This is a genomic window from Verticiella alkaliphila (genome assembly GCF_018904615.1).
Classification (GTDB): domain Bacteria; phylum Pseudomonadota; class Gammaproteobacteria; order Burkholderiales; family Burkholderiaceae_B; genus Verticiella; species Verticiella alkaliphila.
The window spans coordinates 55,706-82,521 of the sequence record NZ_JADCNH010000017.1 but is presented as its reverse complement, the minus strand read 5'-3'; the positions used below and the strand labels follow the sequence as shown (position 1 = coordinate 82,521).

Sequence of the window (26,816 nt, the reverse complement as noted above, 5' to 3'; positions counted from 1 at the left end):
CTGGGCGCCGGGCCGCGGTCGCGGCGCCCACGCGTTCGATCAGCGCAGCGCCGGGATCCTGCTCGGCGCAGACGCCCCCGTCGGCGCGGGCCTGGCCGGGGTGAGCGTGGGCTATAGCAACGTGAGGACCGACAGCCAGGACGGCGTGGCGCGCACCCGGGCGGATGCCTATCAGCTCTCGGTGTACGGCTCGGCCAACGCCGGCCACGTCTTCGTGGACGGCACGGCGGCCTATACCTACGTCGATTACGACACCACCCGACGCCTGGCCTTCGGGGGCCTGGCCCGCCAGGCGAGCGCCTCGCCCAAGGGGCACGATCTGAGCCTCGCCACCAAGCTCGGCACGCGCCACGCGCTCGGCGGCTGGCAGGCCGAGCCCTCGCTGGGCCTGGACTACTACCGCCTGTATCGCAGCCGCTTCTCCGAGTCAGGTGCCGGCGCCGCCTCGCTGCACGTCGCGAGCGACACCCGCCACCTCATCATGCCTTCGGTCGGCGTGCGCGTCTCGCGCACCTTCGACCTGAACGGCTATGCCGTGAGTCCCGAACTGCGGGCGCGCTACTACCATCACCTGGGGGATCGCCAGACGGCTGTTGAGGCCACCCTCGCCGGTATCGGCGGCACCGCCTTCCGGGTGGACGGGGCCAGCCTGGGTCGCAGCACGGGTGTGGTGGGCGCGAGTCTCGCCGCGCAGCGTTCTCAGCATCTGCAGTTCTTCGCAAGCTACGACGCCACGTTGAACCGCGACCTCACGGCGCACACGGTGTCGGCAGGCCTCACGTATCGGTGGTGATGGACGGCCGGGTCGCCGACGGCAGCCCGGCTTCCTGCCACGCTACGCGCGCGTCGCCTTGTACGATTGCCACGCCACGAGCTCGGCCATCATCTTGGCCTCTTTCTCGGACATTGGCGGCCCCGCTTCGCTGCAGAACATGAGACTGGCGATCGATGCGCCCTCGGCCAGTCGTTCGTTGCTGCTTTGGCGGATCGCAGCGCCCACCATGTTCGCCAGATCCGCCTGGTCCGCGATGTGCGCGCAGCCCTTGCGAAAGAAGCGATTGACGATGCGTGAGCGCCAGGGATGGCCGATGACGCGCGGGGCCTCGGGCGCCACGCCGGCCAGCGCGTAGCTGAAGGCGGCAAAACCTTCGGACACCTCACGGTTCCACTGCCGCGCAAAGGCGATCCAGGCGTCGATCTGCGCTGGCTCAGGCTTCTCGCTGCCAGACATCGGGTGATCCTTGAGCAGCTGTTCGAGGTCTCGCGAGAACCCGTCGTTGAGTTCCATGGGAACCTCCTTGTCGACAATCCAGGGCCGGACACCGCCGGGCAGCGGCGATTGTAGCGAACGCCTCTGGCTGGCCTCGTGCGGCTGCGCGTACACTCGCGCCCATGGCTTCTCCTACCCCCACCCACAGCGCGCGCGCCGCGCTGCAAGCGGCGCATGCCGCCTACCCTCAGGCCTGGCAGATGGCCGAGGCCATGCGCGAGACGCGTGGACGTCCCGGCATTCCCGACTGGCCCGCCTGGTGCTATCTGCCGATGGCCGGCTGGTATGCCGCCGTGGCCCGCGTGCGCAACGGCGGGCGCCCGCTGCAGGATCTCGCCGCGATCGGCGACGTCTCGCGGCTGGCCGCGCTCGGCACCTGGCGCATGACGCAGGGCATCTATCGTCTGGACGAGGCCGTGCGCGAGCAGCTGGATCAGCAAGGTCTGCCCCCCGATGTGCCCTGCAGCGCCCTGCACCACCTGCCGCAATGGTGTGTGTATGTCGAGACGCCGGGCGGCACTTGGCAGGGTGCCACGGTGGCTGGATTCTGGGCGCACCTCGAGTGCGATGCCAACGACGGCGGTGTCGAACTGCGCCTTCTGCTCGATGGCGAGAAGGGGCTGCAAGCGCTCGCCGTGCCGCTGTCCGATGGCCCGCTGCAGGATGCCCTGGACGCCGCCAGTGGCTCGCGCGCGCCTTCCGGGCCGACGACGGTAGCCGCCGCGCCCGCCGAACGCGCGGCTTGGTGGCCGTGGATCCTGCCCTTGCTGCATCTCGCCGATGCGCAGGCCGTCTTCCGCCGCGACGGCAACGCGCAACGGCCGGTGAATCCGTCGCCTCGCAAGACCAAACGCGGCCTGCAGATGTTCGCCGCTGCCTCGCCAGTCCTGTGGCAGGTCGCCTGAGCCCCCCCGGAATCATTCTTGCAACGCGACAGCGATCATGACGATCGCTTGCCGGTGCCGCCGACGGGGCGGCCCGGGCTGATGAGTGGCACCAGCATGACCTTGCAGTCATCGAGTTGGAGGTGAGGTGGACACCCGTTTTGGTTTCATGCCCGAGGAAGGCGAGATGGCCGAGCGCATCCGTGCGCTCGACTGGCAGGGCACGCCGCTCGGTGAGCCGCAGACGTGGTCGGCGACCTTGCGGACCGCGCTCAGCCTGTGCCTGAGCTCGCGCTTCCCCGTCCTGCTGTGGTTCGGCAAGGATTTCCGCATCCTCTACAACGATGCGTACATCCCGTTTCTCGGCCCCGCGAAGCATCCCATGGCGCTGGGGCAGGCAGGCGAGCAGTGCTGGCGGGAGATCTGGCCCAGCATCGGGCCCATGCTCGAGAGTGTCTACCGCACCCGCCAGGCCACGTGGACCCACGACGGGCAGTACTTTTTCGACCGGGCCCTGCCGCGCGAGGAGGTGTACGTCACATTCACCTATGCGCCCATCTTCTCGGCCGACGGCAGCACCGTCGAGGGCGTCTTCTGCCCCTGCACGGAAACCACGCACCAGGTGATCAACGCCCGACGCTGGGAGACCCTGCGCAAGCTCGGCATGCGTTCGCTCGAGACACGCAACATGGCGGCCGCCTGCCAGCACATCTCGCAGACATTGGACGAGAACCGGCTGGATGTGCCCTTCGCCGCCATCTATGAACGATCGGACGACGCCACATTCACGCTGCTCGCCTCGACCGGCCTGTCCGAGCCCGCACATCTTGCCAGTAGCACTTGGCCACTGGCCCAGGCGAGTCGGACCGGTCAAGCCATCGATGTGAATCTGACCGCGGCCGGGCTGAAGCTGCCGGGCGGTGCCTGGCCCGAGCCCGCCGATGGCGCCCGAGTGGTGCCGGTTCGCTGGGCAGCCGACGGTGCCGTCTCGGGCGTGATCGTGCTCGGGGTGAGCCCGCGTCGGCCGCTCGATGATGAGTACACGCGCTTTCTCGATCTGGTCGCCCTGCATACGGGCACGTCCATTGCCAACGTGCTCGCCTACGAGCAGGAAAGCCGGCGCGCCCAGGCCCTCGCCGATCTCGATCGCGCCAAGACCGATTTCTTCTCCAACGTGAGCCACGAGTTCCGCACGCCGCTCACGTTGATTCTCGGACCCGTGCAGGCGATGCTCGCCGATCCCGTCAATCCGCCCGCGCGCGATCAGCTGGCGATGGTCGAACGCAACGCGCTGCGTCTGCAAAAGCTCGTCAATCAGCTGCTGGACTTTTCGCGGCTGGAGGCCGATCGCCACGCGGCAAGTTTCGTGGCCACCCCGCTCGACACGCTGACGCGCGAACTCACGGCCGTGTTCGAATCGGCGATCGAGAAGGCAGGCCTGCGACTGTCGGTCAGTTGCGATCCGCTGGACGCACCGCTGTACGTCGACCGTGACATGTACGAGAAGATTCTGATGAACCTCCTCTCGAACGCGTTGAAGTTCACGCATGCCGGCGAGATCGCAGTGCGGTTGCGCGATGCGGGCTCACACGTGACGCTGAGCGTGCGCGATACGGGGGTGGGGATCGACGCCGCCGAGCTGCCGAACCTCTTCAAACGCTTTCACCGGATCGCCGATGCGCACGGCCGCACCCGCGAGGGCACGGGCATCGGGCTCGCCCTGGTCCATGCCCTCGTGGAGCTGCACGCAGGCCACACGCAGGTCTCGAGCACGCTCGGCGAAGGCAGCGAATTCACGGTGACGCTGCGCAAGGGCACGGCTCACCTGCCCAGCGACCGGCTGGGCGCGCCGTCCGACCTCACCTCCACCGCGCTCGGGGCAGAGCACTTTCTCGAGGAGTCGCTACGCTGGGCGCCCGACGAGACTGCCGCGACCCCGCGCCCCACCGACGCCTCGGCCGCCGCCCCGCGCGCGCGGATCCTCTGGGCGGACGACAACGCCGACATGCGCACTTACGTGGCGCGGCTGCTCGCACCTGCCTACGAGGTGGAGACCGTGCCGGATGGCCAGGCCGCGCTGGCGAGCGCGCAGCACGATCCGCCCGCCCTGGTGCTGACGGACATCATGATGCCGGGCCTGGACGGCTTCGCCTTGTTGCGCGCTTTGCGCGAGGATGCTCGCACGCGGGACGTGCCGGTCATCCTGATCTCGGCCCGTGCAGGCGAGCAGGCCCGGATGGACGGCATGCGCGCAGGCGCGGACGACTATCTCGTGAAGCCATTTTCCGCGAGAGAGCTGATCGCCTGCGTGGACGGACACGTCCGGCTTGCCGCCGCGCGCGCCGAAGCGCGGCATGCCCTGAGCGCCAGCGAGCAGCGCCTGCGCACCGTCATCGATCAACTGCCGACCGGCGTGGGCGTGACGGACCTGCAGGGCCGCTGGCTGCTGGCCAACGGACTGATGGAACGCTACGTGCCCAAGGGGGTGCCTTCGCGCACGCCTGAGCGGATAGCCCGCTGGCAGGCGTGGGACGCCGACGGCAATGCCCTCGCCCCTTCGGAGTGGCCGAGTGCGCGCGCCCTGCGTGGCGAGTCCGTGGTGCCCGGGCTGGATGCGCGTTATCTTGATGACGAGGGCGTCGAGCACTGGCTGCGCGTGAGCGCGGCACCGTGGCGTGACGACGACGGGACGGTGATGGGCGCCTGCACGGTGGTGCAGGACGTGACCCAACTCAAGCACGCCCAGCAGCGTCTGCAGGACGCCGACCGGCGCAAGAACGAATTCCTGGCCACGCTCGCCCATGAATTGCGCAATCCGCTTGCGCCCATCAGCAACGGGCTCTTCCTGCTTCGCCAGGAAGGCCTGGAGCCCGCGGCCGCTGACAACGTGCGCGATATGCTCGAGCGCCAGGTGCGGCACCTGGTGCGGCTCGTCGACGATCTCATGGAAATCTCGCGGATCGCGGGCGGCAAGATCACGCTGCGCAAGCAGTCCGTCGATGTGGACTCGTTGTTGCGCAATGCCATCGAGACGAGCCGACCGCTCATCGATGCCAACGCCCACCGGCTCACGGTATCACTGCCTGACGCGCCTTTGTACCTGCGGGCCGATCCTGTGCGCCTGACCCAAGTCTTCGCGAATCTCCTGAACAACGCCGCGAAGTACACCGATCCGGGCGGCAGCATCGATGTGTCCGCCCGACGCGAACGCGGCCAAGTGGTGGTGCGGGTACGCGACAACGGCGTGGGTATCACCGCCGAGATGCTCCCTCGGCTCTTCGATCTCTTCACCCAGGTCGATCCTTTGAACGAGCGCGCCCAGGGCGGGCTTGGCATCGGCCTCACGCTGGTGCGCAATCTCGTCGAGCGCCACCAGGGGAGCGTCCAGGCATACAGTGATGGGCCCGGCAGCGGCAGCGAATTCGTGGTTCGGCTGCCGCTGGATCGAGCGCCGGCGCAGCCTGCGGCAACGCCTGCCCCTGTGCCGGACGCCGCGCGACGCCTCGGCAAGATCATGGTGGTCGACGACCATCCCGACGTCGGCGACAGCATGGCCGCCATCCTGTCGGCGCTCGGCGCGCAGGTGCGTGTCTGCCGCAGCGGGCCCGATGCGCTCGCCGCCCTGCAGGGCTTTCACCCGCGCGTCATGCTGCTGGACATCGGCATGCCCGGCATGGATGGCTATGAGCTCGCCCAGCGCGTGCGCGCCCAACCCCATCTGCAGGACATCACCCTGGTGGTGCTGAGCGGCTGGGGCCAGCAAGCCGATATGGCGCGCTCGCGGGCGGTCGGCATCGAGCACCACCTCGTGAAACCCGTGGACCCGGTCGAACTCGAGCGCCTGCTTGCCCGCATCTGCACGCAAGAGGCGCCCAACGCGCCCGGACAGGCCGCGTCCGCGAAGGGCCAGCCATCGCACGACACCCCAGCGGGTTAGACAGGCTCGGCCAGCCTGTGTAGAATTCGCTCCCCTTGGTGAGCAAAGACCGGCTGGCAATGCGCGCTGTCCGCGGGTCGCAGGGCATGTCCTGCACCGCTCACCGGGAAACCGTGTCGAAAACCCCCCAGGCAGTTCCGCTGGGGGTTTTTCGTTTTGGGCGCTTGCAAGGTTGCGAAGATCGCCTGCTCGACCGTGATAGCATCGACCTCGTTTTTCCCGTTGAGATCGCGCTCATGGTTTCCGCTCCCCGGCCCGCCAACGAAGCTGCACGCATCGAAGCGTTGCACGGCCTGGATATCCTCGATACGCCTGCTGAAGAACGTTTCGACAGCCTGACCCGGTTGGCCCGCCGCATCTTTGGCGTTCCCATCGCCCTCGTGAGCCTGCTGGATGTGGACCGCCAGTGGTTCAAATCCACGGCAGGGCTGAATGCAACGGAGACGACCCGTGACGACTCGTTCTGCACCTACGCCATCCTGGAGGACGACATGCTCGTGATCCCGGATGCGCATGCGGATCCCCGGTTCCGGGAGAACCCCTTCGTCACGGGCGATCCGCACGTGCGCTTCTACGCCGGCTGCCCGCTGGAAATTCCGCCCGGCAACAAGGTGGGCACGCTGTGCCTGATCGACACGCAGGCGCGCGTGCTGACGCCCGACGACCGCGAATTGCTGCGCGACCTGGGACGTCTGGCCAGCCAGGAGCTCATGGCCGTGCAGCTCGCGCACATGGACGAGCTTACTCAGCTCCTGAACCGGCGTGGCTTCGAGCGCCTCGCCAAACGCGGGCTCACCGCGAGTCGCCAGCTCAAGCAGCCCGCCTGCCTGCTCGCCTTCGACCTGAATGGCTTCAAGCACATCAACGACACTTACGGGCACGCGGAGGGCGACCGGGCCCTGAAGACCTTCGCCGGGGCCGTGCGCGACAGCCTGCGCGACGGCGACCTGGTGGGCCGACTCGGTGGCGACGAATTCGCAGCCCTGCTGATGTTCACCGACGCCAGCCAGGCAGCGCAGATCGAGGCCAGGGTCAGCGAACTGCTCGAGCACCGAGGCAAGGCGCCGGCCTGCCCTACGACATTCGCTTCAGCATGGGCAGCCTGCCCTTCGATCCCGCATCGGACGACGATCTCGCCGCCCTGATGGCGCGGGCAGACGCCGCCATGTATTCGCGCAAGCAGCATTTACGCCGCGACGGCGAGGCCGACTAGCGGGGTCACTGCCGCCCTGCAAGGCAGGGCGGTGGCGCTACCCCAGCAGCCAGCTGTAAAGCGCGACAGCCACCAGCACGATGATTGCCCAGCGCCACCAACGGCCGCCGCCCTTGCGCTCAGGCGCGTTCGGCTCGGTCTCGCCGAGCATCCAGAACACAGGCGCAGGCACATCGTCCAGCTGGTGCACTTCCTCATGCAAGGCATCGCGAAAACGCTCGCCCTCTGCGGGTGGCAACGTGCGCTCGAACGCTTCGATCTCCGCGTGCTGATCGCGGGCGAACTCGCGCAGATCCTCACCTCGGTTCTCGGCCTCGCCGGCCTTGGCGAGCAGCTGTCTCGCCCAATCTCGCACCCGCGTGCGGTCCGGCGTGCGTCCCTCGAAGTGCACGAGCTCCGTGCGACGCGGGGGACGGGTAGGCAGCAGCTCCTGGGGATCCGGGGCGCGGCCGCCGCCGAAATCCTCCATGTGCACATCGATGTCCAATCCGGCACGGGCCGTCTGCGTCGCGCTCACCTTGGCGGTGGCAATCGAACCCCGTTGCAGTCGCGTGAAGAGTCGATGCTTGTCGTCCCCCGGTACCAGCCCAAGCGGCTGTCGGCGCTCCAGATCGAGCGCGGCCACGACGGCCGACTCCAGGCCGGGATAATCAGCGTCCGGAAAGAGATAGATCCGAGTGCCGGCGGGCAACTCGGGTAAAGAGGCGTCCGCCCCTGCTTCAATCCGCGTCACAAAATCCGTCAGCACAGCGACGTCTCCTCATTGCCCGCCGAATGGCGCGGGCCATGGCAGACATCATGCCGGCGCGCGGGGCAGGTCAGCGGCCGTCAATACGATCACGGCACGTCCATGTGTCTCGCGATGCCGTCGCGCTGCGTGCGCGATCTCACGTTCATGGGCGTGGAACACCTGCAGGAGCGTCTCTGTCCCGGCCGATTGGGCGCCCAAGGCGCGCAACACTGGCAACGGGACTTCGAAGACCTGCGGTCCTCGCACACCGAAGAAATAGGTAAAACGCACACAGTCACCATCCACCACCGGCTCTGCTGCGAAGGCAGCTTCACCGGGATCCTGGCGGTCCATGCTCTGCGGGTCGAGGCGCGTCATCATGCCATACTCCTGCCCGATCAGGAGCGATTGTCCACAGGCGGCGCGCCTGGGGTATTGCTGCCCGGGTCCCAGACCTCGTCCGGCTTCACGCCAGGCGGCACGCGTCCATGCTTTTGATTCACGGCGTTCGGGTCGACCGGGCGGCCACCCAGCGTGCGCGCGGGCTTGTCCTTGCCAGACTCGGACTCGTCGACCGGGGTGGCTTCGGCAGGCTTGCGGGTGTCGTTCATGGCGATACCTCCTCACAGGTTCAAAGCGGGAAGCAATCCGCATGCCCCTGTCCTTACACACACCTTACACACCCTCACGATTCCTCCGCAATTGTTGACGCGAGGAGGCCTACACTTCGCTTCATACCCCCTTGAAGGAGCGCGGTGATGAAAAAGATCGCGATGGTGGCCACGGCCGCCCTGTCTTGTGCGTTGATGGCCACGACGGCCTTTGCTCACGATCACCGCGGTGGTCATCGGGGCGACCGTGAATGGCGTTCTCAGAGTTACGAACGCGGCTACCGCGAAGGCCGCCGTGATGGCCGTCGCGACGAGCGACGCGCGGAGCGTCGGCATGATCGCGGCCCCGGCTGGGATCGCCGTGACTGGCGCGGCCCGCCCGTCGTCGTGGTGCCAGCGCCGCCCCGCCATCACGGCCCGCGCTGGTCACGCGGCGACCGCCTGCCGCCGCACTTGCGTCAGCCACAGTATGTCGTGCACGACTGGCGCGCCCGTCAGTTCCGCGAACCGCCGCGCGGCTACCAGTGGGTGAATGCCGGCGGCGCGGAGTACCTCCTGGTCGGCATTGCCACCGGGGTGATCCTGCAGTCGATCATTGGCCGCTGACCGTCAGGCACCAACTGAGCACCCTGCGCCTGCGGGTGCTCAGCCGCTTTCGCCCAGTGCGGCCTCGACGGCGTCCGCAAGCGTGGTGAGAACCTGCACGCGTGCCGCCCGCTTGTCATCGGTGGCCACCACATGCCAGGGGGCGTGGGGCGTGTCGGTGAGCGCGAGCATGTCGAGCGCTGCAGCCCGGTAAGCCTTGTGCTTGCCCCGATTGCGCCAATCCTCTGGTGTGATCTTGAAGTGCTTGAAGGGCGTCTGCTCACGCGCGCGAAAGCGGGTGAGCTGCTCCTCTCGCGAGATTTCCAGCCAGAACTTGACGACGATGGCGCCATGGTCCTTCCATTGCGCCTCGAAGGCATTGATCTCTTCGTACGCCCGTTGCCAGTCAGCCGGCGCTGCGAACCGCTCCACGCGCTCCACCAGGACCCGCCCGTACCAGGACCGATCAAAGATGACGGCGCGGCCGGGTGTCGGCGCGTGCCGCCAGAACCGCCACAGATACGGGTAGGCTCGCTCCTCCTCGTTGGGCGCGGCGATGGGAATGATGTCGTAACGTCGCACATCGAGCGAACGCACGACACGGCGCACCGCGCCGCCCTTGCCGGCGGCATCGACCCCCTCGAACACGATCACCAGACTGCGCTTGGCGGCTTCAGGCAACCGCACGGCGCGGCCCAGGCGGGCCTGCGCTTCGGCCAAGGCCTCGTGGTAATCCCGCTTGCCCATGCCCGGTTCCCGGCCCGCCACCACCAATCGGTGCCGGGGAGCGCCTTGCGCCTCGGGCTTGGGCGCACGCGCCGGCGCAGGCAGCGGATGCCGCAAGGCCTGTAGCACCGTCGTTGCCGTCACCACCGCCCGCAGGTTGTCGTCTGCCGAGGGAATGACGCGCCACGGCGCTGCCGGCTCGTGCGTGTGGGCGATGACGTGCTCCGCCGCCTTGCGCAGGCGGCCGAACCGGCTGGCGACCTGGCGATCTTCGTCAGACACGCGCCATGCGGTTTCCGGATCGGCCGCGAGCCGCTCGCAGCGCGCGCGCTGCGCATCGCGAGAAAGATGGAACCATAGCTTGACCACATGCACGCCGTCCGCACGCAGCTGCGCCTCGAACTGGCGGGCCGCGCCCAACGCCGCCTCGAGCCGCTCGGCGTCAGGCTTGCGTCGGGCGGCCTCGCGCAGGATCGGGGTGTACCACGAGCCGAACACTACGCCGATGCGGCCACGCGCGGGCAGGCCACGCCAGTAGCGCCAGGCCGCCGGGCGCGCGGCCTCTTCGGGCGTCGGCTTGCCAAAGGCCAGCGTGCGCACGTGGCGGGGATCGAGCCATTCATTGAGCAGATGGATCGCCGAGCCCTTGCCCGCGCCATCCACCCCGGCAATCACGAACAACACAGCACGATCGGCCTTCTCCAGAAGGGCGAACTGCTGCAGCAGCAAGTCTGTACGCAGGGAAGTCTCCTGGGCCTCGAAATCGGCCTGAGCCAGGGCGGGGTCATTCTCGGCGTGATCGAGCAGATCGGCAGGCTTCACACAGACTCCTTCAGCGGACAGCGGATGCGTCATCGTCATGCAGTATGGCAAAGCGCTGGCAGCGAAGCCAGCCGGCACGGATGCTATCCTTCCTCGCCCGCCCCGCACCCAGGGGACGCCCAGCCGCCGAGGAACCCGTTTTGCCGTTTTCGCCCGTGCACCCCACCGCCGTCCTCAATCCCGTTCGCCGCCGTGCCGTGGGCGCCTTCGGCGCGCTCGCCACGCTGCTTGCCGTGCCCGGCGCTGCCCGCGCGACCCTGGACGACGCATTCGAGCCGCAACTGGGGCGCCGCGGCAAGGACGTGATGTGGCTGCCCACCCCGGACGGCGTCATCGACCGCCTGATGCACATGGCGGGCGCAACGCCGCAGGACCGCCTGGTCGATCTGGGCGCAGGCGACGGCCGCATCGTGATCGCTGCCGCACGGGACTTCGGCGTGCGCGGCCGCGGCATCGAATACGACCCTGCGATGGTCGAGTTCGCGCGCCAGCAGGCTGAGAGCGCAGGCGTCGCTTCGCTCGTGAGCTTCGAGCAGGGGGACATCTTCGAGACGGACTTCAGCGACGCCACCATTGTGTCGCTGTACCTGTTGCCGGAATTGAATCTGCGCCTGCGGCCCTTGCTCATGGCCATGCGCCCTGGCACCCGGGTCGTGGCCCATCAGTTCGACATGGGCCGCTGGACGCCTGACGAGACCTCGACGGTGAGTCATCGCGCAGGCTATCTCTGGGTGATTCCGGCCAACGTGACGGGTGACTGGAAGCTGCGATACGGCGAAGGCACCGACGCCGTGAAGGCGACGCTCGCCTTCGAGCAGCGCTTCCAACGCGTGGCCGGCACGGCCGCGCACGAGGCGTTCATCACGACGCTGCGTCAGCCGCGGCTGCTGGGTGACCGGCTGCGCTTTGCCTTGACCGACCCTAGCGGCGTCGTGCGCGAGTTCGACGCACGTGTGGGCGCAAAGACCATGCGCGGGGATGCGCAAGGGGCCGACGGCACACGCGTGCCGTTCTTTGCCGAACGGGTGGGTGACGCCCCGTCGCTCGATGGCGCGCAGGCGCCGAGCGACGAAGAGATGCACGCCGCGGTGGCGGCACTGGGCGGGCAATAGCCCTCAATTTGTAACATTTGAGAAACCCTCCTAAACTTTGCATCGTTGTGGACGTTACGGTCCATAACTTCATGGGACGCTTGCGACCACCTGCGTGAGTGCGCATGGGCGTGCTGGCCCTCTTCATCGTGTGCCGTGAAGTCAGCGTCGGGCCGCGGTCACCCGCTGCCGGCCCGCCCCCCTCACCCGTGGAGTTTCCATGCTTTCCAAACTCACCATCCGGACAGCCCTGATCGCTGTCTTCGGGCTGTTCATGCTGTTGCTGTCGCTTTCGCTGGCATCGCTCTGGGTCAACGCCGATCACGCCGAAGCCAACATCGAATCGCTGGACAACTTTGCGGTCGCCCAGGTCGCACCCCTCATGAGTGCGCAGACCGCCATCCTCGAGGCTCGTGTCGCGCTCTTCGGTGCCGTGCTGGCGCTGACGGAGGAAGCCCGGGAGCCTGGCATCATCGCGGCTGCGCTGACCTCCGCAGCCAGCTTGCGCCAGGAGGCACAAGCGAGCTTCGGCGAGTACATGGCGGTGCCCAAGACGGCGGCGGGCACGGCGCTATCCCAGGACCTCCAACGCAGCTTCCAGGCATATCTCACCCAGTACGACGCGCTGTTGCAGACGGTCGAAAATCGCTCACTCGAGGGCTATCGCACCCAGGCGCCTCAACTGCGCGAGGCCGCCGTGGCCTACACGCGTCAGTACGACGCCTTCCTGCAACGCGTGGCCACGCTGAGCGACGAAGTCCGGATCGACGCGGATGCCGCGGTCACGAACGCGCGCTGGACGACGTTGATACTCCTGGCGGTCGGATTGACGCTGATCATCCTGTGCTGGGTGTTCGTGCGTGGGGCCCTTCTGGTGCCGCTGGTGCACGCGGGTCGTCACTTCGACCGTATCGCCGGTGGCGATCTGTCGCACCACGTCGAAGTCCGCTCCAACAACGAGATCGGCGTGCTCTTTGCCGCCCTGCGCCGCATGCAGGAGGGCCTCACCCGCACCATCACCACCATTCGTCACGGCGTGGAAGAGATCAACACGGGCGCGCAGGAGATCGCGGCCGGCAGCACGGATCTGTCCACGCGCACCGAGCAACAGGCCGCCACGCTCGAGGAGACCGCAGCCACGATGGAACAACTCTCCAGCACCGTCAAACAGAACGCCACCAACGCCCACCATGCGAGCGGCGTGGCCGACAAGGCGGCCCAGGTCGCCCGTGACGGCGGCTCGGCAATGGCCCAGGTCGTGGCCACGATGGACGGCATCTCGACGAGCTCTCGCCAGATCTCGGACATCGTCACCGTGATCGACGGCATTGCCTTTCAGACCAACATCCTGGCGCTGAACGCGGCCGTCGAGGCCGCCCGTGCCGGCGAACAAGGCAAGGGCTTTGCCGTCGTCGCAGGCGAAGTGCGCTCGCTCGCGCAGCGCAGCGCGCAGGCCGCCAAGGAAGTGAAGGAACTGATCGAGCGCTCCGTGGCCACCGTCAACGTCGGCTCCACGCAGGTGCAACGGGCCGGCGACACCATGCAGCAAGTCGTCGACAGCATCGGTGAGGTCGCCACCATCATGGGCGAAATCTCGTCGGCGTCGCGCGAGCAGGCCGCCGGCATCGACCAGGTCAGTCTGGCGGTGGCCCAGATGGATGAGGTCACGCAGCAGAACGCTGCACTGGTGGAGCAATCCGCGGCGGCCGCCACCGCCCTGGAAGATCAGGCCCGTCGCCTCGACCAGGCCGCGGCGATCTTCAAGCTGCCCACGGCATCTGTGATCATCGACGCCGTGGCGCCGGCGGTGCCCTACAGAACGCCGGCGGCCTTGCCGGCCTGACCTTCGTCGGCGATCTCGTCCTGCTCGCGGCGGATCTGCAGAAGATCCATCAGCGCCGCGAGCGCCATGTCTCCCGTCTGTGGCGGCAGGCCAGTGCCGCCCAGCGCCATCATGCCGATCACGCTCACCGCAAGCGACTGCGCTAGCTGATCTGCAGGCTGGATAGACCCAATCGAACCGTCAGCCTGACCGCGCGCGATCGTCCGTCGAAACGCGACCACCAGCTCGGCAAAGTCGGCGTGCACGCGCTCGCGCACCTCGGGGTCCTCGTCCTGGCTCTCGATCGATTGGCGCAGCAGCAGACACGGCGGCTGCTCGAACACCTGACGCAGGATGCGACGGCAGTACGCCTCGAGGCCCGGGCCTGCCGGCGTCGCGCGCAGGTCGATCACCGCCAGTCGACGGCGCTGCGCGCGGTACTGATCGAACGCCCGCAGAAACAGCGCATGCTTGCTGCCAAAGGTTGCGTAAAGACTGCTCTTGCTCAATCCCGTGGCGGCGAGCAGATCGGCAAGAGAACTCTGCGCATAGCCCTTGCGCCGGAACACGGCCAGGGCCTGCTCAACGGCCTCGTCCGTATCGAATTCCTGGGGTCTGGCCATGCATTCCTTCCTCGGCTTGAACAGCAGTGACGGGGCCCACGCCAGCGGCGTTGCCCCGATAACCAACTGAGATGGTCTGAGAGTTTGCAAGATACAGACCAGCGCGCAAAAGCAGAAGCCCTGTGGCCCAGATGCCTCCCGATCGCACAAGAAAAGGCGTGGGAATGCAGTGACTGCGGCATGACGGCAACGTCGGCCACACGACAGGCGTGCTGTTGAGCGACTCGTGCCACTGCGCAGACGACAAAAGGCCCGGATGCCGGTGAAGCCGGCAGATCCGGGCCTGGGTGCCCTAACAAGGAACGCACAGTGCACGACGCGGGGGCCCTATCGATGGCCCGCCGCGCGCCCATGCGCGCGTCGATCAGAACGGAATGTCGTCGTCCATGTCCGCGAAGTTGCCCGAGCCACTGCCCGGATTCGACTGCGCGGGCGGCGGCGCCTGACGGGCCGGACGTTGCGGACGGCCACCGCCGCCTCCGCCACCATTGCCGCCTTCGTTCCAGCCACCACCGCCGCCGCCGCCGCCGTAGTTGCCGCCACCGCCACCACCACCGCCGTAACCACCGCCCTCGCCGCCGCCTTCGCGGCCACCCAGCATCTGCATCTGGTCAGCCACGATCTCGGTGGAGTAGCGATCCGCGCCGGTGTCCTTGTCCTGCCACTTGCGGGTCTTCAGACGGCCTTCGACATACACCGAACGGCCCTTCTTCAGGTATTCGCCCGCGATCTCGGCCAGGCGGTTGTAGAACACCACGCGGTGCCATTCGGTTTCCTCGCGGCGCTCGCCGGAGTTCTTGTCCTTCCAGTTGGACGTGGTCGCGATCGACACGTTGCAGATCGCTGCGCCGTCCGGGCTGTAGCGCACCTCGGGGTCGCGCCCCAGGTTGCCCACCAGAATCACCTTGTTGACCGAAGCCATAGCTGTACTCCCAAAGATTGGATGCTCGATGCGCCATCATCATCCTCGGACGGACGGCGCAGCGCTATAAGAATTCACACGTAAGTGCCTGTGCGGTTCAGGCCGTATCCCGCGCCGGCACGCCACCGCTCTCGGCCCGTCGGCGCAGGGGCTTCATGCCCCAGGCCACCGCCAGCCACAGGGCGACCAGGACGGCAGCCGCCTCGAAGACGAGGCCAGGCCCGCCGCTCGCCAGCAACCGCCCGCCCAGGGCGCCCCCGGCGAACAACCCGGCGGCCTGCGCCGTGTTGTAGAAGCCGAGCGCCAGACCCTTGTGCTGGGGCGGCGCCACGCGCGACACCAGCGACGGCTGCAAGGCCTCCAATATATTGAAAACCACGAAGAAAGCCACCAAGGCGGCGACCAGCGTGGCGAATCCCGTCACGGCCGCTGGCAGGAGCGCACAGACGCCCACGAGCGCGGCCACGCTGCCAAGCAGCGCTTGCCGGTGGGCGCCGTGCCGTTCGGCCGCGAAGATCACCGGCACCATGAAGACGAACGACGCCACGACCACCGGCAGGTACACCTTCCAGAGTTCGCTCGCGGCAAGCCCGCCCGTCAAGGCCAGCTGGCTCGGCACGACGACGAAGAGTGCCACCTGCACCAGATGCAGAACGAACACGCCGGCATTCAGGCGCAGCAGGTCGGTATTGCGCAGCACGTCGCCTGCGGCCGTATCGGCCATCGCCGCGCGGCGGCCGCCCCCCACGTCCGGTACGGCCCAGAGGGCCACGGCGAACGCACCCAGGCCGAGCGCCGTGATGACCCAGAAGAGCCCCGACAGGCCGCCCCAGCCCACGACGAGCGGTGCGGCCACCAGCGACACGGCGAAAGCCAGCCCGATGGAGCCGCCCACCATGGCCATGGCTTGGTACGGACCTCGTCGCGCGTGGCGTCGGCGAGCCACGCCGTGACAGCGGCGGAGATCGCCCCTGCGCCCTGGATGGCCCGTCCCACGGTGATCCAGAAGACGTCATCGGCCAGCGCACAGACAATGCTGCCCAGCACGAAGAGCACCAACCCGGCCAGCACGACGGGGCGACGCCCCCAGCGATCGGACGCCAACCCGAACGGGATCTGCAGCACGGCCTGCGACAGGCCGTACATTCCCAGCGCCAGGCCGATGGCCGCCGGGCTATCCCCGCCGGGCAGCCCTTGCGCGGCCACGGCGAACACGGGCAGCAGCAGGAACAGGCCCAGCATGCGGCAGGCGAACAGACTCGCGAGCGCGAGGCTCGCGCGCCGCTCGGCGCTCGTCATGCGGGTGGGGGAAACGGTGGCCATGAAGGGTCTGGGTGGGAATCGCAGCGCGCTATAGTAACAAGCCAAGCGTACCCGCCGCTCGCCGCGCGCTCGCCCCGGGCTTTATAATCGGCGGTTTGCCCAATCGAGTCGCGATGGACGTCATACGCATCCGGGGCGCGCGCACCCACAACCTCAAGAACATCTCGATCGATCTGCCCCGACAGCAGCTCACCGTGATCACCGGGTTGTCGGGCTCGGGCAAGTCCTCGCTCGCTTTCGACACCCTCTACGCCGAGGGGCAGCGCCGCTACGTCGAAAGCCTGTCGGCCTATGCCCGGCAGTTCCTGCAGCTCATGGACAAGCCCGAGGTCGACCTCATCGAAGGTCTCTCGCCCGCGATCTCCATCGAGCAGAAGGCCGCAGGCCACAATCCGCGCTCCACGGTCGGCACCGTCACCGAGATCCACGACTACCTGCGGCTGCTCTACGCCCGGGTCGGCACGCCCTACTGCCCCGAGCACAATCTGCCGCTGGTCGCGCACAGCGTGAGCCAGATGGTCGACGCGATCATGGCCTTGCCGGCGGACACGCGCATTGCGCTGCTCGCCCCGCTCGCGCGCGAGCGCAAGGGCAGCTTCGAGGGCGAATTCGCCGGTCTGCAGGCGCGCGGCTTCGTGCGCCTGCGCGTCGATGGCGAGATGACCGAACTCGACCGGCTGGCGCCTCTGAAGAAGAACGACAAGCACGACGTGGACGTCGTCGTCGACCGTCTGCGCGTGCGCGAAGGCGTGGAGCAGCGCCTGGCCGAGAGCATCGAAGTCGCGCTCGAGATCGGCGAAGGCCGCGTGATCGCGCTGGAGATGGACGAACCCGGCCATGAGCACCTCTACTCCAGCCGCTATGCCTGCCCGATCTGCAGCTACAGTCTGGCCGAGCTCGAGCCGCGCCTCTTCAGTTTCAACAATCCGGTCGGGGCGTGCCCCTCCTGTGACGGCCTGGGCAGCGTGGGCTTCTTCGATCCGAAGCGCGTCGTCGCCTTCCCGGAGTTGAGTCTCGCGGCCGGCGCCATCCGCGGCTGGGACCAGCGCAATTCCTTCTATTACCAGATGCTCACGAGCCTCGCGGCCTTCTACGAGTTCGACACGGCCACGCCGTTCGAATCGTTGCCCGAGGCCGTGCGCGAGGTGGTGCTCTACGGATCCGGCGAGCGCGAGATCCCGTTCACCTACCTGAACGAGAAGGGCCGCAGCACGGTGCGCTCGCATCCCTTCGAGGGCATCCTCCACAATCTGGAGCGCCGCTGGAAGGAAACCGATTCGACCACGGTGCGCGAGGAGCTCGGCAAGTTCCGGAACATCAAGACGTGCCCGGACTGCCACGGCTCGCGCCTGCGCGCCGAAGCCCGCAACGTGCGCGTGGGCTCGCACGACGCGGCTGACGGCGGCCTGCCGATCTTCACCGTGGAGCACATGCCGCTCGCGGCCTGCCAGCACTGGTTCGAGCAGCTCACGCTGGCCGGGGCCAAGCAGGACATCGCCCAGCGCATCGTGCGCGAGATCCTCGCGCGCCTCACCTTTCTCAACAACGTCGGCCTGAGCTATCTGTCGCTGGACCGCAGCGCGGATACGATCTCGGGCGGCGAAGCCCAGCGCATCCGGCTCGCAAGCCAGATCGGCTCGGGGCTCACGGGCGTGATGTACGTGCTGGACGAGCCGTCCATCGGCCTGCACCAGCGCGACAACGACCGCCTCATCGCCACGCTGCGGCACCTGCGCGATCTGGGCAACAGCGTCATCGTCGTCGAGCACGACGAAGACATGATCCGCTCGGCCGACTTCGTGGTGGACATGGGCCCGGGCGCGGGCGAACACGGTGGCCAGGTCGTCTCGCAGGGCACGCCCGCCGAGATTCTCGCCGACCCGGCCTCGCTCACGGGTCAGTACATGAGCGGCGCGCGCCACATCACGCAGGCCAGCCAGCGCCCGGTGTCCGAGGCCGGCGAGGACAACGGCTGGCTGAGCATCACCGGCTGCCAGGGCAACAACCTCAAGTCCGTGGACCTGCGCATTCCCACCGGCCGCTGGTGTGCGTGAGCGGCGTCTCGGGCAGTGGCAAGTCCACGCTCGTGAACGACACGCTGGCCACCGCCGTCTCGCGCCACCTGCACAACAGCCAGACCGAGCCCGCGCCCTACCAGGGCATCGAAGGCCTGGAGCACTTCGACAAGATCATCATCGTCGACCAGAGCCCCATCGGGCGCACACCGCGCAGCAACCCGGCCACCTACACGGGGCTCTTCACGCCCATCCGCGAACTCTTCGCGGGCGTGCCCGAGGCGCGCGCGCGAGGCTACGATCCGGGCCGCTTCAGCTTCAACGTGAAGGGCGGACGCTGCGAAGCCTGCCAGGGCGACGGCGTGGTCAAGGTGGAGATGCACTTCCTGCCCGACATGTACGTGCCCTGCGATGTCTGCCACGGCCGGCGCTACAACCGCGAGACGCTGGAAGTGCGCTATCGCGGGCGCAGCATCAGCGAAGTGCTGGACATGACCGTGGACGAGGGCGTCGAGTTCTTCTCGGCCGTGCCCACACTCGCGCGCAAGCTGCAGACGCTCACCGCGGTGGGCCTGGGCTACATCCGTCTCGGCCAGTCGGCCACCACGCTCTCCGGTGGCGAGGCCCAGCGCGTCAAGCTCTCGCTGGAACTCTCCAAGCGCGGTACGGGGCGCACGCTGTACATCCTGGACGAGCCGACCACCGGCCTGCATTTCCATGACATCGCGATGCTCCTGGGCGTGCTGAACCAGCTCGTGGATGCCGGCAATACCGTGGTCGTGATCGAACACAATCTGGACGTCATCAAGACGGCGGACTGGGTGATCGACATGGGGCCGGAAGGCGGCGATGGGGGTGGTCGCATCGTGGCGCAGGGACGCCCGGAAGACGTCGCCGCGAGCGAGGAAAGCCACACGGGGCCATACCTGGGCCGCGTGCTGCGCGCCATGCCGGGCAAGGCGGCCTGACCGCCAGGCGCGGTGCGCCGGCCAGCTGCCGGCGCACCGCGCCGTCACCCGACGACTAGGACAGCCGCTGGCATCGCGCCAGCGCCCCTCACCTCAGCGGCTCACTCGCCGCCGAATACGCACACCGGAAACACGGGCACACCGGCCGCCCGCACGGCGGCGCTGCCGCCCAGGCCGTCCAGATCGATGATCGCGGCGGCCTCCACCACGTCTGCCTGCAGGCGCTGCAGGAGCTTCACGGCGGCCAGCATGGTGCCACCCGTGGCGATGAGGTCGTCGATCACCAGCACGCGCTGACCGGGCAACACGGCATCGGTGTGCATTTCGATGGCCGCGCTGCCGTACTCGAGTTCGTACTCTTCGGCCACCGTCAGATACGGCAACTTGCCCTTCTTGCGGATCGGCACGAAGCCCAGGTTGAGCTCGTAGGCGAGCACGCTGCCGATGATGAAGCCGCGTGCGTCGATGCCCGCGATCAGGTCGATCCTCTTGTCCATGTAGCGATAGACCAGCAGGTCGACGAGCACGCGAAAGGCCCGCGGATCCTGGAAGACCGGCGTGACGTCGCGGAAGGTGACGCCCTCGCGGGGCCAATCGGGAACCGTGCGGATGCGGTCGCGGATGAAATCGACGGAAGGCAGCATGATGAAGAAAGAAGACAAATGCCCGCGGCAAGGCGAGCGGTGAACACGGATGCAGCGGCAAACGGCTCACCGGCTGACGGCAGGCCGCGTCAGGGGAAATGCCGGCGCAGGATGGCGTCCAGTGTATCGCGCAGAAACGTCTCGATGTCCGCATCGCCGGCCGCGTCATCGAAGCGTCCTTCGAGTGCCAAGTGCGCAAAGCCATGCACGAGCGACCAGCCGCCCAGCATCTCGGCCTTCATCTGCGCATCCAGCGGCGTGTCGGCATCGAGCCCGCGATACGCCCGCGTGGCCCGCTCCAGCTCGCTCTCGGCCGCGCCACAGGCGGCCACGAGCCGCGGATCGTCCTCGAGCAGGCGATTCATCCGGAACATGAGCTGGAATCGGGCGGGATGGGCGCGTGCAAAGCGTACATACCCGTGGCCAAGCGCCCGCGCCTGTTCGGCTGGGCTCTCGCCGGCCGCTTTCGCCGCGTCGATGAGGTGATCATGCAAGGCCTGAAAGCCCAGCAGGGCGACTTCCGTCAGGAGCCCCGCCGCGCTGCCGAAGTGATGCGCCGGCGCCGCCGGTGTCACGCCCACACGGCGAGCCGCCTCACGCAGCGTGAAGCCATCCACCCCGCGCTCGACGAGAATGGCCTCGGTGGCCGCGATGAGCGCCTGATGCAGATCGCCGTGGTGATAGGAGCGATCGCGCCGACCTGGCGAGGAACGATCGCGCCGCCTTGGCGGCTTGGCCGCCGGACGCGCGCCGACGGGGTGCGCCATGGACAAGCCTCCGGATGGACACGACAGCACAGAGAGACGACAGCATAGCGCACCGACGAGACGGTTTCGCTAACATACGTCCCATGTCTTCGACCCCTTTGCCCAATCCCGCCGCCGACGCCATCCTCGCCTCGGCACGCCGCACTCTCCAGATCGAGGCCGACGCTGTGCACAGCCTGGCCCAGCGCCAGGGCGAGCCCTTCGTCCAGGCCACGCAGCGCCTGTTGGCCTGCACCGGGCGCGTGGTGGTGAGCGGCCTTGGCAAGACCGGCCACGTGGCGCGCAAGATCGCCGCCACGCTCGCCTCCACCGGCACCCCGGCCTTCTTCGTGCATGCCGCCGAGGCCGTACATGGCGACCTGGGCATGATCACTGCCGCAGACATCGTGATCGCGCTCTCGCACTCGGGCAGCTCGGAAGAGCTTCTCACCATCCTGCCGCTCGCGCGCCGCATGGGCGCCGGCATCATCGCCATGACGGGCAATCCGGCCTCGCCCCTCGCGCAGCTGGCCGACGTGCACCTGGACACCAGCGTGGCCCGCGAAGCCTGCCCGCTCAACCTCGCCCCGACAGCGAGCACCACCGCCGCGCTGGCGCTGGGCGATGCGCTCGCCGTGGCCTGCCTGGAGGCACGCGGCTTCGGCTCCGCCGATTTCGCCCGCTCGCACCCTGGCGGCGCGCTCGGCCGGCGCCTGCTCACGCACGTGCGCGATGTGATGCGCAGCGGCGAGCGCGTGCCCACGGTGCCTGCCGACGCCGACATCAACACCGCCCTGGCCGAGATGTCGCGCAAGGGCATGGGCATGACGGCGGTCGTCGATGCGGACGGCCGCGCGCTCGGCATCTTCACGGATGGCGACCTGCGCCGACTCATCGCCCGAGTGGGCGACCTGCGCGGCATGCGCGTGACTGATGGCATGACCCCAGGCCCTCGCACCATCGCCCCCGACGTTCTCGCCGCCGAAGCCGCCGCGGCCATGGATGAGCACCGACTCTCGCAACTGCTGGTGGTGGATGCCGATGGACGCCTGGCCGGCGCACTGCACATGCACGATCTGATGGCCGCCAAGGTGGTATAACACCCGCCATGTCCAAGCTCTGCGTCCCCCACCCCGCCGAAGCCCTGATCCTTGCCCGCGTGCCCGAGGCCGTGCGCAAGCGCGCCGCGCGCGTTCGCGTGATGGCCTTCGATATCGACGGCGTGCTCACCGATGGCTCGCTCTGGTATGGCGAACACGGCGAGACCGTCAAGCGCTTCAACGTCCTGGACGGCCAGGGCCTGCGCCTGCTCGCCGCGAGCGGCGTGGCCGTCGCCTTCATCACCGCGCGCGATGGCGCCATGGTCACGCGCCGTGCCGCGGACCTGGGCATCAAGCACGTGGTGCAAGGCAGCCACGACAAGGCCGAAGCGCTGCAGACGCTGGTCCAGAAGCTCGGGCTCACCGCCGAGGATGCCGGCTTCATGGGCGATGACGTGAATGACCTGCCGGCCATGCGCCAGGCCGGGTTCGCCGTCACCGTGCCCGCCGCGCCCTCCTACGTGGCGCAAGCCGCGCATTGGACCACCGAGCGCGCCGGCGGCTCGGGTGCCGCACGCGAAGTGTGCGATCTCATCCTGGCGGCACAGGGTCGGCTCGGCGCCGTCCTGAGCCAGGGCTCGCGCGTCGTGGCCGCAGGCGGCTCGCTACAATAGCGCGATGCGCGATCGCCTCACTTCTCTCATCGCGGGCTTCCTGCTGCTCGCCCTGGTCGGCAGCACCTGGTGGGCCTCGGATTACGCCAGGCGCTCCGTGCCGGTGGATCCGCCGCGCCGTCTCACCCACGAGATGGACACCTTCATCGACAATTTCGTGATGATGCGCACGGACGAGACGGGCATGCCTGCCGCTCGCCTCGAAGGCCCGCGCGCCGAGCACTTCCCCGACGACGACTCCTACGAGGTCTACCTGCCACGCGCGGTGAGCCAGCGGCCGGACCGCTCCGTCACCATCGCCACGGCCGAACGCGGCCGCATGGATCAGGACGGCGACCGCATCGTGATGACGGGCGACGTGAACTTCCGCCGCCCGCCCCACCAGGAAGAACCCGGCCTGTCCATCCAGAGCGAGGCCATCACCCTGCACCCCAACGAGGACGTCGCCTTCACCGATCTGCCCGCCACGGTGATCCGCGGCGACGGCTCCCGCATCACCGGCACCGGCATGCGCTACGACAATGCCAGCCGGCAACTCGCCGTGGCCTCGGACGCCCGCGTCACGATCGCCCCGCGCACCCCCGAGGCCGAACGCTGAGGCCCCTCACCTTCCTTCCGCTCACGCGAATGCCCACACTCCTCGCCTCGCCCACGATCCGCCTGCGCGCGCGCTCCTGGCTGCCCTGCTCGCCGGCTGTGCCGCCCTGCCGCTCGCGGCCGCGCCTGCGCCAGCCCTGCAGCAGGACGTGCCCACGCTGATCGATTCCGACCAGCTCGATTACGACGACACGCGCCAGACGAGCGTGTTCACGGGCAATGTGGTGCTCACCCGGGGTGAGCTCACCCTGCGCGCCCACCGCCTGGAATTGCGCCAGAACGAAGCGGGCGATCAGTTCGCCGTCGCGACGGCGGCCGACGGCAAGCAGGTCTTCGTGCGCCAATCGCCCGCGCAGGGCGTGGAATCGGTCGAAGGCTATGCCGACCGCGCCGAGTACGACAGCCGCGCCCAGCACCTGGACTTCATCGGCCACGCAGTGGTGAGCCGCCTCGCCTGCGGCAGGACGCTCGACGAGATCCGCGGCGAGCGCATCCGCTACAACCAGGGCAACGACACCTACTCCGCCAGTGGCGGTCCGCAGGCCGGCACGGCCAACCGTCGCGTGCGCACCGTCATCCAGTCGCGCCAGGCCAGCCAGGCCGTGATCGATTCCTGCGCGCCCGGAGGTAAGCCGCAGTGATGGCGTCGGGAAAACTGAGTGCCACGGGTCTGCGCAAGACCTACGGCACGCGCACGGTGGTGCGCGACGTATCGCTGGACGTGGGCAGCGGCGAAGTCGTCGGCCTGCTCGGCCCCAACGGCGCGGGCAAGACGACAAGCTTCTACATGATCGTCGGCCTGGTCGCCGCCGACGCCGGGCGCATCGAAGTCGATGGCCAAAACATCACGGCACTGCCGATCCATCGGCGCGCGCACCTGGGGCTGTCGTACCTGCCCCAGGACGCCTCCGTGTTCCGCCGCCTTTCAGTGGAGCAGAACATCCGCGCCGTGCTGGAGCTGCAGCGCACGCCGGAGGGCCGCACGCTGTCGCGTCAGGCCATCGACGAGAGCCTGAACGGCCTCCTCGCCGAGCTGCAGATCGAACACATCCGCAGCAACGCCGCCATTTCGCTGTCGGGCGGCGAACGCCGCCGCGTCGAGATCGCTCGCGCACTGGCCACCAATCCTCGCTTCATCCTGCTCGATGAGCCCTTCGCCGGCGTGGACCCGATCGCGGTGATCGAGATCCAGCGCATCGTCCGCTTTTTGAAGAGTCGCAACATCGGCGTTCTGATTACCGATCACAACGTGCGTGAAACGCTCGGTATCTGCGATCGTGCCTACATTATCAGCGAAGGCTCGGTGCTCACCTCTGGGCATCCGGATGAAATCGTCGACGACCCAGCGGTGCGTCGTGTTTACCTCGGGGAACATTTCCGCATGTAGTCAGCTTGCATTCGCGGCTGTATTCGCTAGACTAGAGTCGTGCGGTGCCCTGGCGGTCAACCGCACCGCACGCCAACTCAAGCACAGGAGGTCATTCTATGAACCTGAGCATCAGCGGACACCAGCTGGACGTGAGCCCCGCCATTCGGGAATACGTGACGACCAAGCTGGACCGGGTATTGCGACATTTCGATCACATCATCGACGCGCAAGTCATCCTTTCCGCCGTCAAGCTGCGGCACACTGCGGACGTCACAGTCCGTGTGCGTGGCAAGGACATCCACTGCGAGGCCACGGACGAAAATCTCTACGCTGCGATCGACCTCCTGATCGACAAGCTCGACCGCCAAGTCGTGAAGTACAAGGATAAAGCTCAGACGCACACGCCTGATGCCATCAAGCGCCAGCCGATCGTCGAAGAATACGTGGAGCTACAGCCGTAGCGGCCCTCCACAGATTACTGGCATAACGGCCCAGAGCCGACGGCGCAAAGCGCCAACGCCGTCCTGACGGCATGCTGTAGACAGGCAGATGTGGGAGCTTCGTGCTCCCCCTGCCTTTTGTCTTTGGAGCCCACCCCTGCGATCACGATCATGTTACAAAGCCTTATCGCAGCGCACGGCTTCTCCTATAATGGTTTTTTGCTGCAGTGAAGCAATTTGCCCCCATGAGCCTGATCTCCCGCATTCTCCCGGTGTCCAACGTCGTGCTGGACCTGCCGGCCACGAGCAAGAAACGCGCGTTCGAGCATGCCGCCTTGTTGTTCGAAAACCATCACGGGCTTGCCCGGATGGCCGTGTTTGACAGTCTCTTTGCCCGCGAACGCCTGGGCTCCACTGCACTGGGCCACGGCGTCGCTGTGCCGCACGGTCGCATCAAGGGTTTGAACGAGGCGCTCGCCACCTTCATCCGCCTGGCGCAGCCCGTGCCGTTCGACGCCCCGGATGGTCAGCCGGTGCGCATGCTGATGTTCCTGTTGGTGCCGGAGGTGGCCACGCAACAGCATCTCGAGATCCTGGCTGAGCTTGCCCACATGCTCTCCAGCAAGGATCTGCGCACGGCCCTGTGCGAAGCCACCGATCCGCAGGCAGTCCACGCCCTGCTGGCAGGCTGGCAGCCGGCCACCTGTTACTGATGCGATGACCGGGTTGCCGGTACTGACCATCCGCACGCTGGCGGACGAGAATGCAAGCAAGCTTTCGCTGCGCTGGCTGGGCGGCGAAGCCGGTGACCAGCGTACGCTGGGCAACGACTACCTTGCCCCCTCCGACCGCGTCGGCCACCTGAATCTGATCCACCCAAGCCGCATCCAGGTGTTCGGACAGCGCGAGATGCTGTACTTCTCGCGCTTCGACGTCAATCGACGTCAGCACCACCTGGACGATCTCGTCACGGGCGGCGTGCCGGCCATCGTCATCGCGGACGCGCTCGTTCCGCCGGCGGATCTCATTCAGTTCTGCGATGACCATGAGGTTCCCCTGCTGAGCACGCCGGTGCAGGCAGCCGAGGTCATCGACATCCTGCGGCTCTATGTGGGCCGCGCGCTTGCCCCCACCGTCACCATGCACGGCGTCTTCATCGACGTGCTGGGTCTTGGCGTGCTGATCGCTGGCGAATCCGGTCTGGGCAAGAGCGAACTGGCCCTCGAGCTCGTCTCGCGCGGCCATGGTCTGGTTGCGGATGACGCGGTCGATTTTTCGCATGTCGCGCCGGGCATCATCGATGGCCATTGCCCCCCCTTGCTGCAGAACATCCTCGAGGTGCGCGGGCTGGGGCTGCTGGACGTACGCACCATCTTTGGCGAGAGCTCGGTTCGGCGCAAGATGCGGTTGCGCCTCATCGTGCAACTCGTGCGCGCGCTGTCCGAGGAGGCACAGCGTGAGCGCCTGCCGCTGCAGGATACGACGCAGGAAGTCCTGGGCCTGCCCATCCGCAAGGTTGTCCTGCCGGTGGCCGCCGGGCGCAACCTGGCGGTGCTGGTCGAGGCTGCGGTGCGCAACACGATCCTGCAATTGCGCGGTATCGACACGCTCGCAGACTTTATGGAAAGACAGCAGCAAGCAATCCAGAAAAATGCGCTATAATGCGCCCCTGCTTGACGAAGTTGATAGGCAATTGCGGGTTACCGACAGCAAGCGCCGATCAACGCAGCGAAAGAAAATTCTCCGCTGATTTGCCAAGTTTGA

The 26,816-nt window shown here is 67.7% G+C and carries 24 protein-coding genes and 2 pseudogenes; 16 read left to right on the top strand and 10 right to left on the bottom strand.

The window, feature by feature from the left end:
• The coding region (locus tag IMZ29_RS12740) for an autotransporter outer membrane beta-barrel domain-containing protein (RefSeq protein ID WP_216184395.1) at window positions 1-793 on the top strand (793 nt) is incomplete at its 5' end.
• Window positions 794-835: 42 nt separating this feature from the next.
• Here the strand turns inward: IMZ29_RS12740 and IMZ29_RS12735 are convergent.
• Complete coding sequence (locus IMZ29_RS12735; protein WP_216184391.1) at window positions 836-1,288, bottom strand: hypothetical protein; 453 nt, start codon at window positions 1,286-1,288, stop codon at window positions 836-838.
• A 104-nt stretch (window positions 1,289-1,392) separates the two neighbouring features.
• Here IMZ29_RS12735 and IMZ29_RS12730 point away from each other — a divergent pair, with 104 nt between their 5' ends.
• The 3 genes from IMZ29_RS12730 to IMZ29_RS12720 all read left to right on the top strand — a co-directional run bounded on the left by IMZ29_RS12730 (window position 1,393) and on the right by IMZ29_RS12720 (window position 7,236).
• Window positions 1,393-2,175, top strand: coding sequence for an AcrVA2 family anti-CRISPR protein (locus tag IMZ29_RS12730; RefSeq protein WP_216184388.1), 783 nt, complete (start codon window positions 1,393-1,395; stop codon window positions 2,173-2,175).
• Window positions 2,176-2,302: 127 nt separating this feature from the next.
• Complete coding sequence (locus IMZ29_RS12725) at window positions 2,303-6,091, top strand: ATP-binding protein (protein WP_371820250.1); 3,789 nt, start codon at window positions 2,303-2,305, stop codon at window positions 6,089-6,091.
• A 38-nt stretch (window positions 6,092-6,129) separates the two neighbouring features.
• Window positions 6,130-7,236, top strand: coding sequence for a sensor domain-containing diguanylate cyclase (locus IMZ29_RS12720; protein ID WP_371820252.1), 1,107 nt, complete (start codon window positions 6,130-6,132; stop codon window positions 7,234-7,236).
• 105 nt (window positions 7,237-7,341) lie between these two features.
• Here IMZ29_RS12720 and IMZ29_RS12715 read toward each other — a convergent pair whose 3' ends face one another.
• Genes IMZ29_RS12715 through IMZ29_RS12705 form a run of 3 tightly spaced genes read right to left on the bottom strand, consistent with a single transcriptional unit; the run spans window position 7,342 to window position 8,645 of the window.
• Window positions 7,342-8,052: a hypothetical protein gene (locus tag IMZ29_RS12715; RefSeq protein WP_216184385.1), complete on the bottom strand. Its 711-nt coding sequence runs from the start codon at window positions 8,050-8,052 to the stop codon at window positions 7,342-7,344.
• Window positions 8,053-8,100: 48 nt separating this feature from the next.
• Window positions 8,101-8,415, bottom strand: a complete 315-nt coding sequence (locus tag IMZ29_RS12710; protein WP_216184382.1) for a hypothetical protein — start codon at window positions 8,413-8,415, stop codon at window positions 8,101-8,103.
• A gap of 17 nt (window positions 8,416-8,432) precedes the next feature.
• A complete protein-coding gene (locus IMZ29_RS12705) occupies window positions 8,433-8,645 on the bottom strand; it encodes a hypothetical protein (RefSeq protein ID WP_216184379.1) in 213 nt (70 codons plus the stop codon).
• Between the two features lie 147 nt (window positions 8,646-8,792).
• On the opposite strand from IMZ29_RS12705, the gene IMZ29_RS12700 reads away from it, so the two are divergent.
• Window positions 8,793-9,251, top strand: a complete 459-nt coding sequence (locus IMZ29_RS12700; RefSeq protein ID WP_216184376.1) for an RcnB family protein — start codon at window positions 8,793-8,795, stop codon at window positions 9,249-9,251.
• A 39-nt stretch (window positions 9,252-9,290) separates the two neighbouring features.
• On the opposite strand, the gene pap is transcribed toward IMZ29_RS12700, so the two are convergent.
• Window positions 9,291-10,778 carry a polyphosphate:AMP phosphotransferase gene (gene pap / locus IMZ29_RS12695; RefSeq protein WP_371820249.1) on the bottom strand — a complete coding sequence of 496 codons (1,488 nt, stop codon included), beginning with the start codon at window positions 10,776-10,778 and terminating at the stop codon, window positions 9,291-9,293.
• Between the two features lie 140 nt (window positions 10,779-10,918).
• On the opposite strand from pap, the gene IMZ29_RS12690 reads away from it, so the two are divergent.
• Window positions 10,919-11,890, top strand: coding sequence for an SAM-dependent methyltransferase (locus IMZ29_RS12690; RefSeq protein ID WP_216184373.1), 972 nt, complete (start codon window positions 10,919-10,921; stop codon window positions 11,888-11,890).
• 199 nt (window positions 11,891-12,089) lie between these two features.
• Window positions 12,090-13,712: a methyl-accepting chemotaxis protein gene (locus IMZ29_RS12685; protein ID WP_216184370.1), complete on the top strand. Its 1,623-nt coding sequence runs from the start codon at window positions 12,090-12,092 to the stop codon at window positions 13,710-13,712.
• On the opposite strand, the gene IMZ29_RS12680 is transcribed toward IMZ29_RS12685, so the two are convergent.
• The 3 genes and pseudogenes from IMZ29_RS12680 to IMZ29_RS12670 all read right to left on the bottom strand — a co-directional run bounded on the left by IMZ29_RS12680 (window position 13,682) and on the right by IMZ29_RS12670 (window position 16,559).
• On the bottom strand, window positions 13,682-14,314 hold the full coding sequence (locus IMZ29_RS12680; RefSeq protein ID WP_216184368.1) for a TetR/AcrR family transcriptional regulator: 633 nt from the start codon (window positions 14,312-14,314) through the stop codon (window positions 13,682-13,684). The genes IMZ29_RS12685 and IMZ29_RS12680 overlap by 31 nt on opposite strands.
• 364 nt (window positions 14,315-14,678) lie before the next feature.
• Entirely contained in the window at window positions 14,679-15,236 is a 558-nt protein-coding gene (gene ssb / locus IMZ29_RS12675) for a single-stranded DNA-binding protein (RefSeq protein WP_216184366.1), read from the bottom strand.
• Window positions 15,237-15,333: 97 nt separating this feature from the next.
• Window positions 15,334-16,559 (bottom strand): annotated as a pseudogene (locus IMZ29_RS12670) (MFS transporter).
• Window positions 16,560-16,672: 113 nt separating this feature from the next.
• Here IMZ29_RS12670 and uvrA point away from each other — a divergent pair.
• Window positions 16,673-19,542: pseudogene (uvrA, locus tag IMZ29_RS12665) on the top strand (excinuclease ABC subunit UvrA).
• Window positions 19,543-19,643: 101 nt separating this feature from the next.
• On the opposite strand, the gene IMZ29_RS12660 reads toward uvrA, so the two are convergent.
• On the bottom strand, window positions 19,644-20,186 hold the full coding sequence (locus IMZ29_RS12660) for an adenine phosphoribosyltransferase (protein ID WP_216184364.1): 543 nt from the start codon (window positions 20,184-20,186) through the stop codon (window positions 19,644-19,646).
• A gap of 89 nt (window positions 20,187-20,275) precedes the next feature.
• Window positions 20,276-20,953, bottom strand: coding sequence for a TetR/AcrR family transcriptional regulator (locus IMZ29_RS12655; protein WP_216184360.1), 678 nt, complete (start codon window positions 20,951-20,953; stop codon window positions 20,276-20,278).
• 83 nt (window positions 20,954-21,036) lie between these two features.
• Between IMZ29_RS12655 and IMZ29_RS12650 the strand changes: the two genes are divergently transcribed.
• The 8 genes from IMZ29_RS12650 (at window position 21,037) to hprK (ending at window position 26,714) form a co-directional block, all read left to right on the top strand.
• Window positions 21,037-22,032 (top strand): KpsF/GutQ family sugar-phosphate isomerase, encoded by a 996-nt coding sequence (locus IMZ29_RS12650; protein WP_216184358.1) that lies wholly within the window; start codon window positions 21,037-21,039, stop codon window positions 22,030-22,032.
• 8 nt (window positions 22,033-22,040) lie between these two features.
• The gene (locus tag IMZ29_RS12645) at window positions 22,041-22,646 is read left to right on the top strand and encodes a KdsC family phosphatase (protein WP_216184354.1); all 606 of its coding nucleotides are present in this window, start codon (window positions 22,041-22,043) and stop codon (window positions 22,644-22,646) included.
• Window positions 22,647-22,650: 4 nt separating this feature from the next.
• The gene (gene lptC / locus IMZ29_RS12640; RefSeq protein WP_216184350.1) at window positions 22,651-23,244 is read left to right on the top strand and encodes an LPS export ABC transporter periplasmic protein LptC; all 594 of its coding nucleotides are present in this window, start codon (window positions 22,651-22,653) and stop codon (window positions 23,242-23,244) included.
• Window positions 23,245-23,392: 148 nt separating this feature from the next.
• Complete coding sequence (gene lptA / locus IMZ29_RS12635; protein WP_216184347.1) at window positions 23,393-23,884, top strand: lipopolysaccharide transport periplasmic protein LptA; 492 nt, start codon at window positions 23,393-23,395, stop codon at window positions 23,882-23,884.
• Window positions 23,884-24,630, top strand: a complete 747-nt coding sequence (gene lptB / locus IMZ29_RS12630) for an LPS export ABC transporter ATP-binding protein (RefSeq protein ID WP_216184344.1) — start codon at window positions 23,884-23,886, stop codon at window positions 24,628-24,630. Before lptA ends, lptB begins: the two co-directional genes overlap by 1 nt.
• 98 nt (window positions 24,631-24,728) lie before the next feature.
• Window positions 24,729-25,073, top strand: a complete 345-nt coding sequence (hpf, locus tag IMZ29_RS12625; protein WP_216184341.1) for a ribosome hibernation-promoting factor, HPF/YfiA family — start codon at window positions 24,729-24,731, stop codon at window positions 25,071-25,073.
• 224 nt (window positions 25,074-25,297) lie between these two features.
• Window positions 25,298-25,765, top strand: a complete 468-nt coding sequence (locus tag IMZ29_RS12620) for a PTS sugar transporter subunit IIA (protein WP_216184338.1) — start codon at window positions 25,298-25,300, stop codon at window positions 25,763-25,765.
• A gap of 4 nt (window positions 25,766-25,769) precedes the next feature.
• Window positions 25,770-26,714 (top strand): HPr(Ser) kinase/phosphatase, encoded by a 945-nt coding sequence (gene hprK, locus IMZ29_RS12615; protein WP_216184335.1) that lies wholly within the window; start codon window positions 25,770-25,772, stop codon window positions 26,712-26,714.
• The last annotated feature ends 102 nt before the right edge of the window (window positions 26,715-26,816 follow it).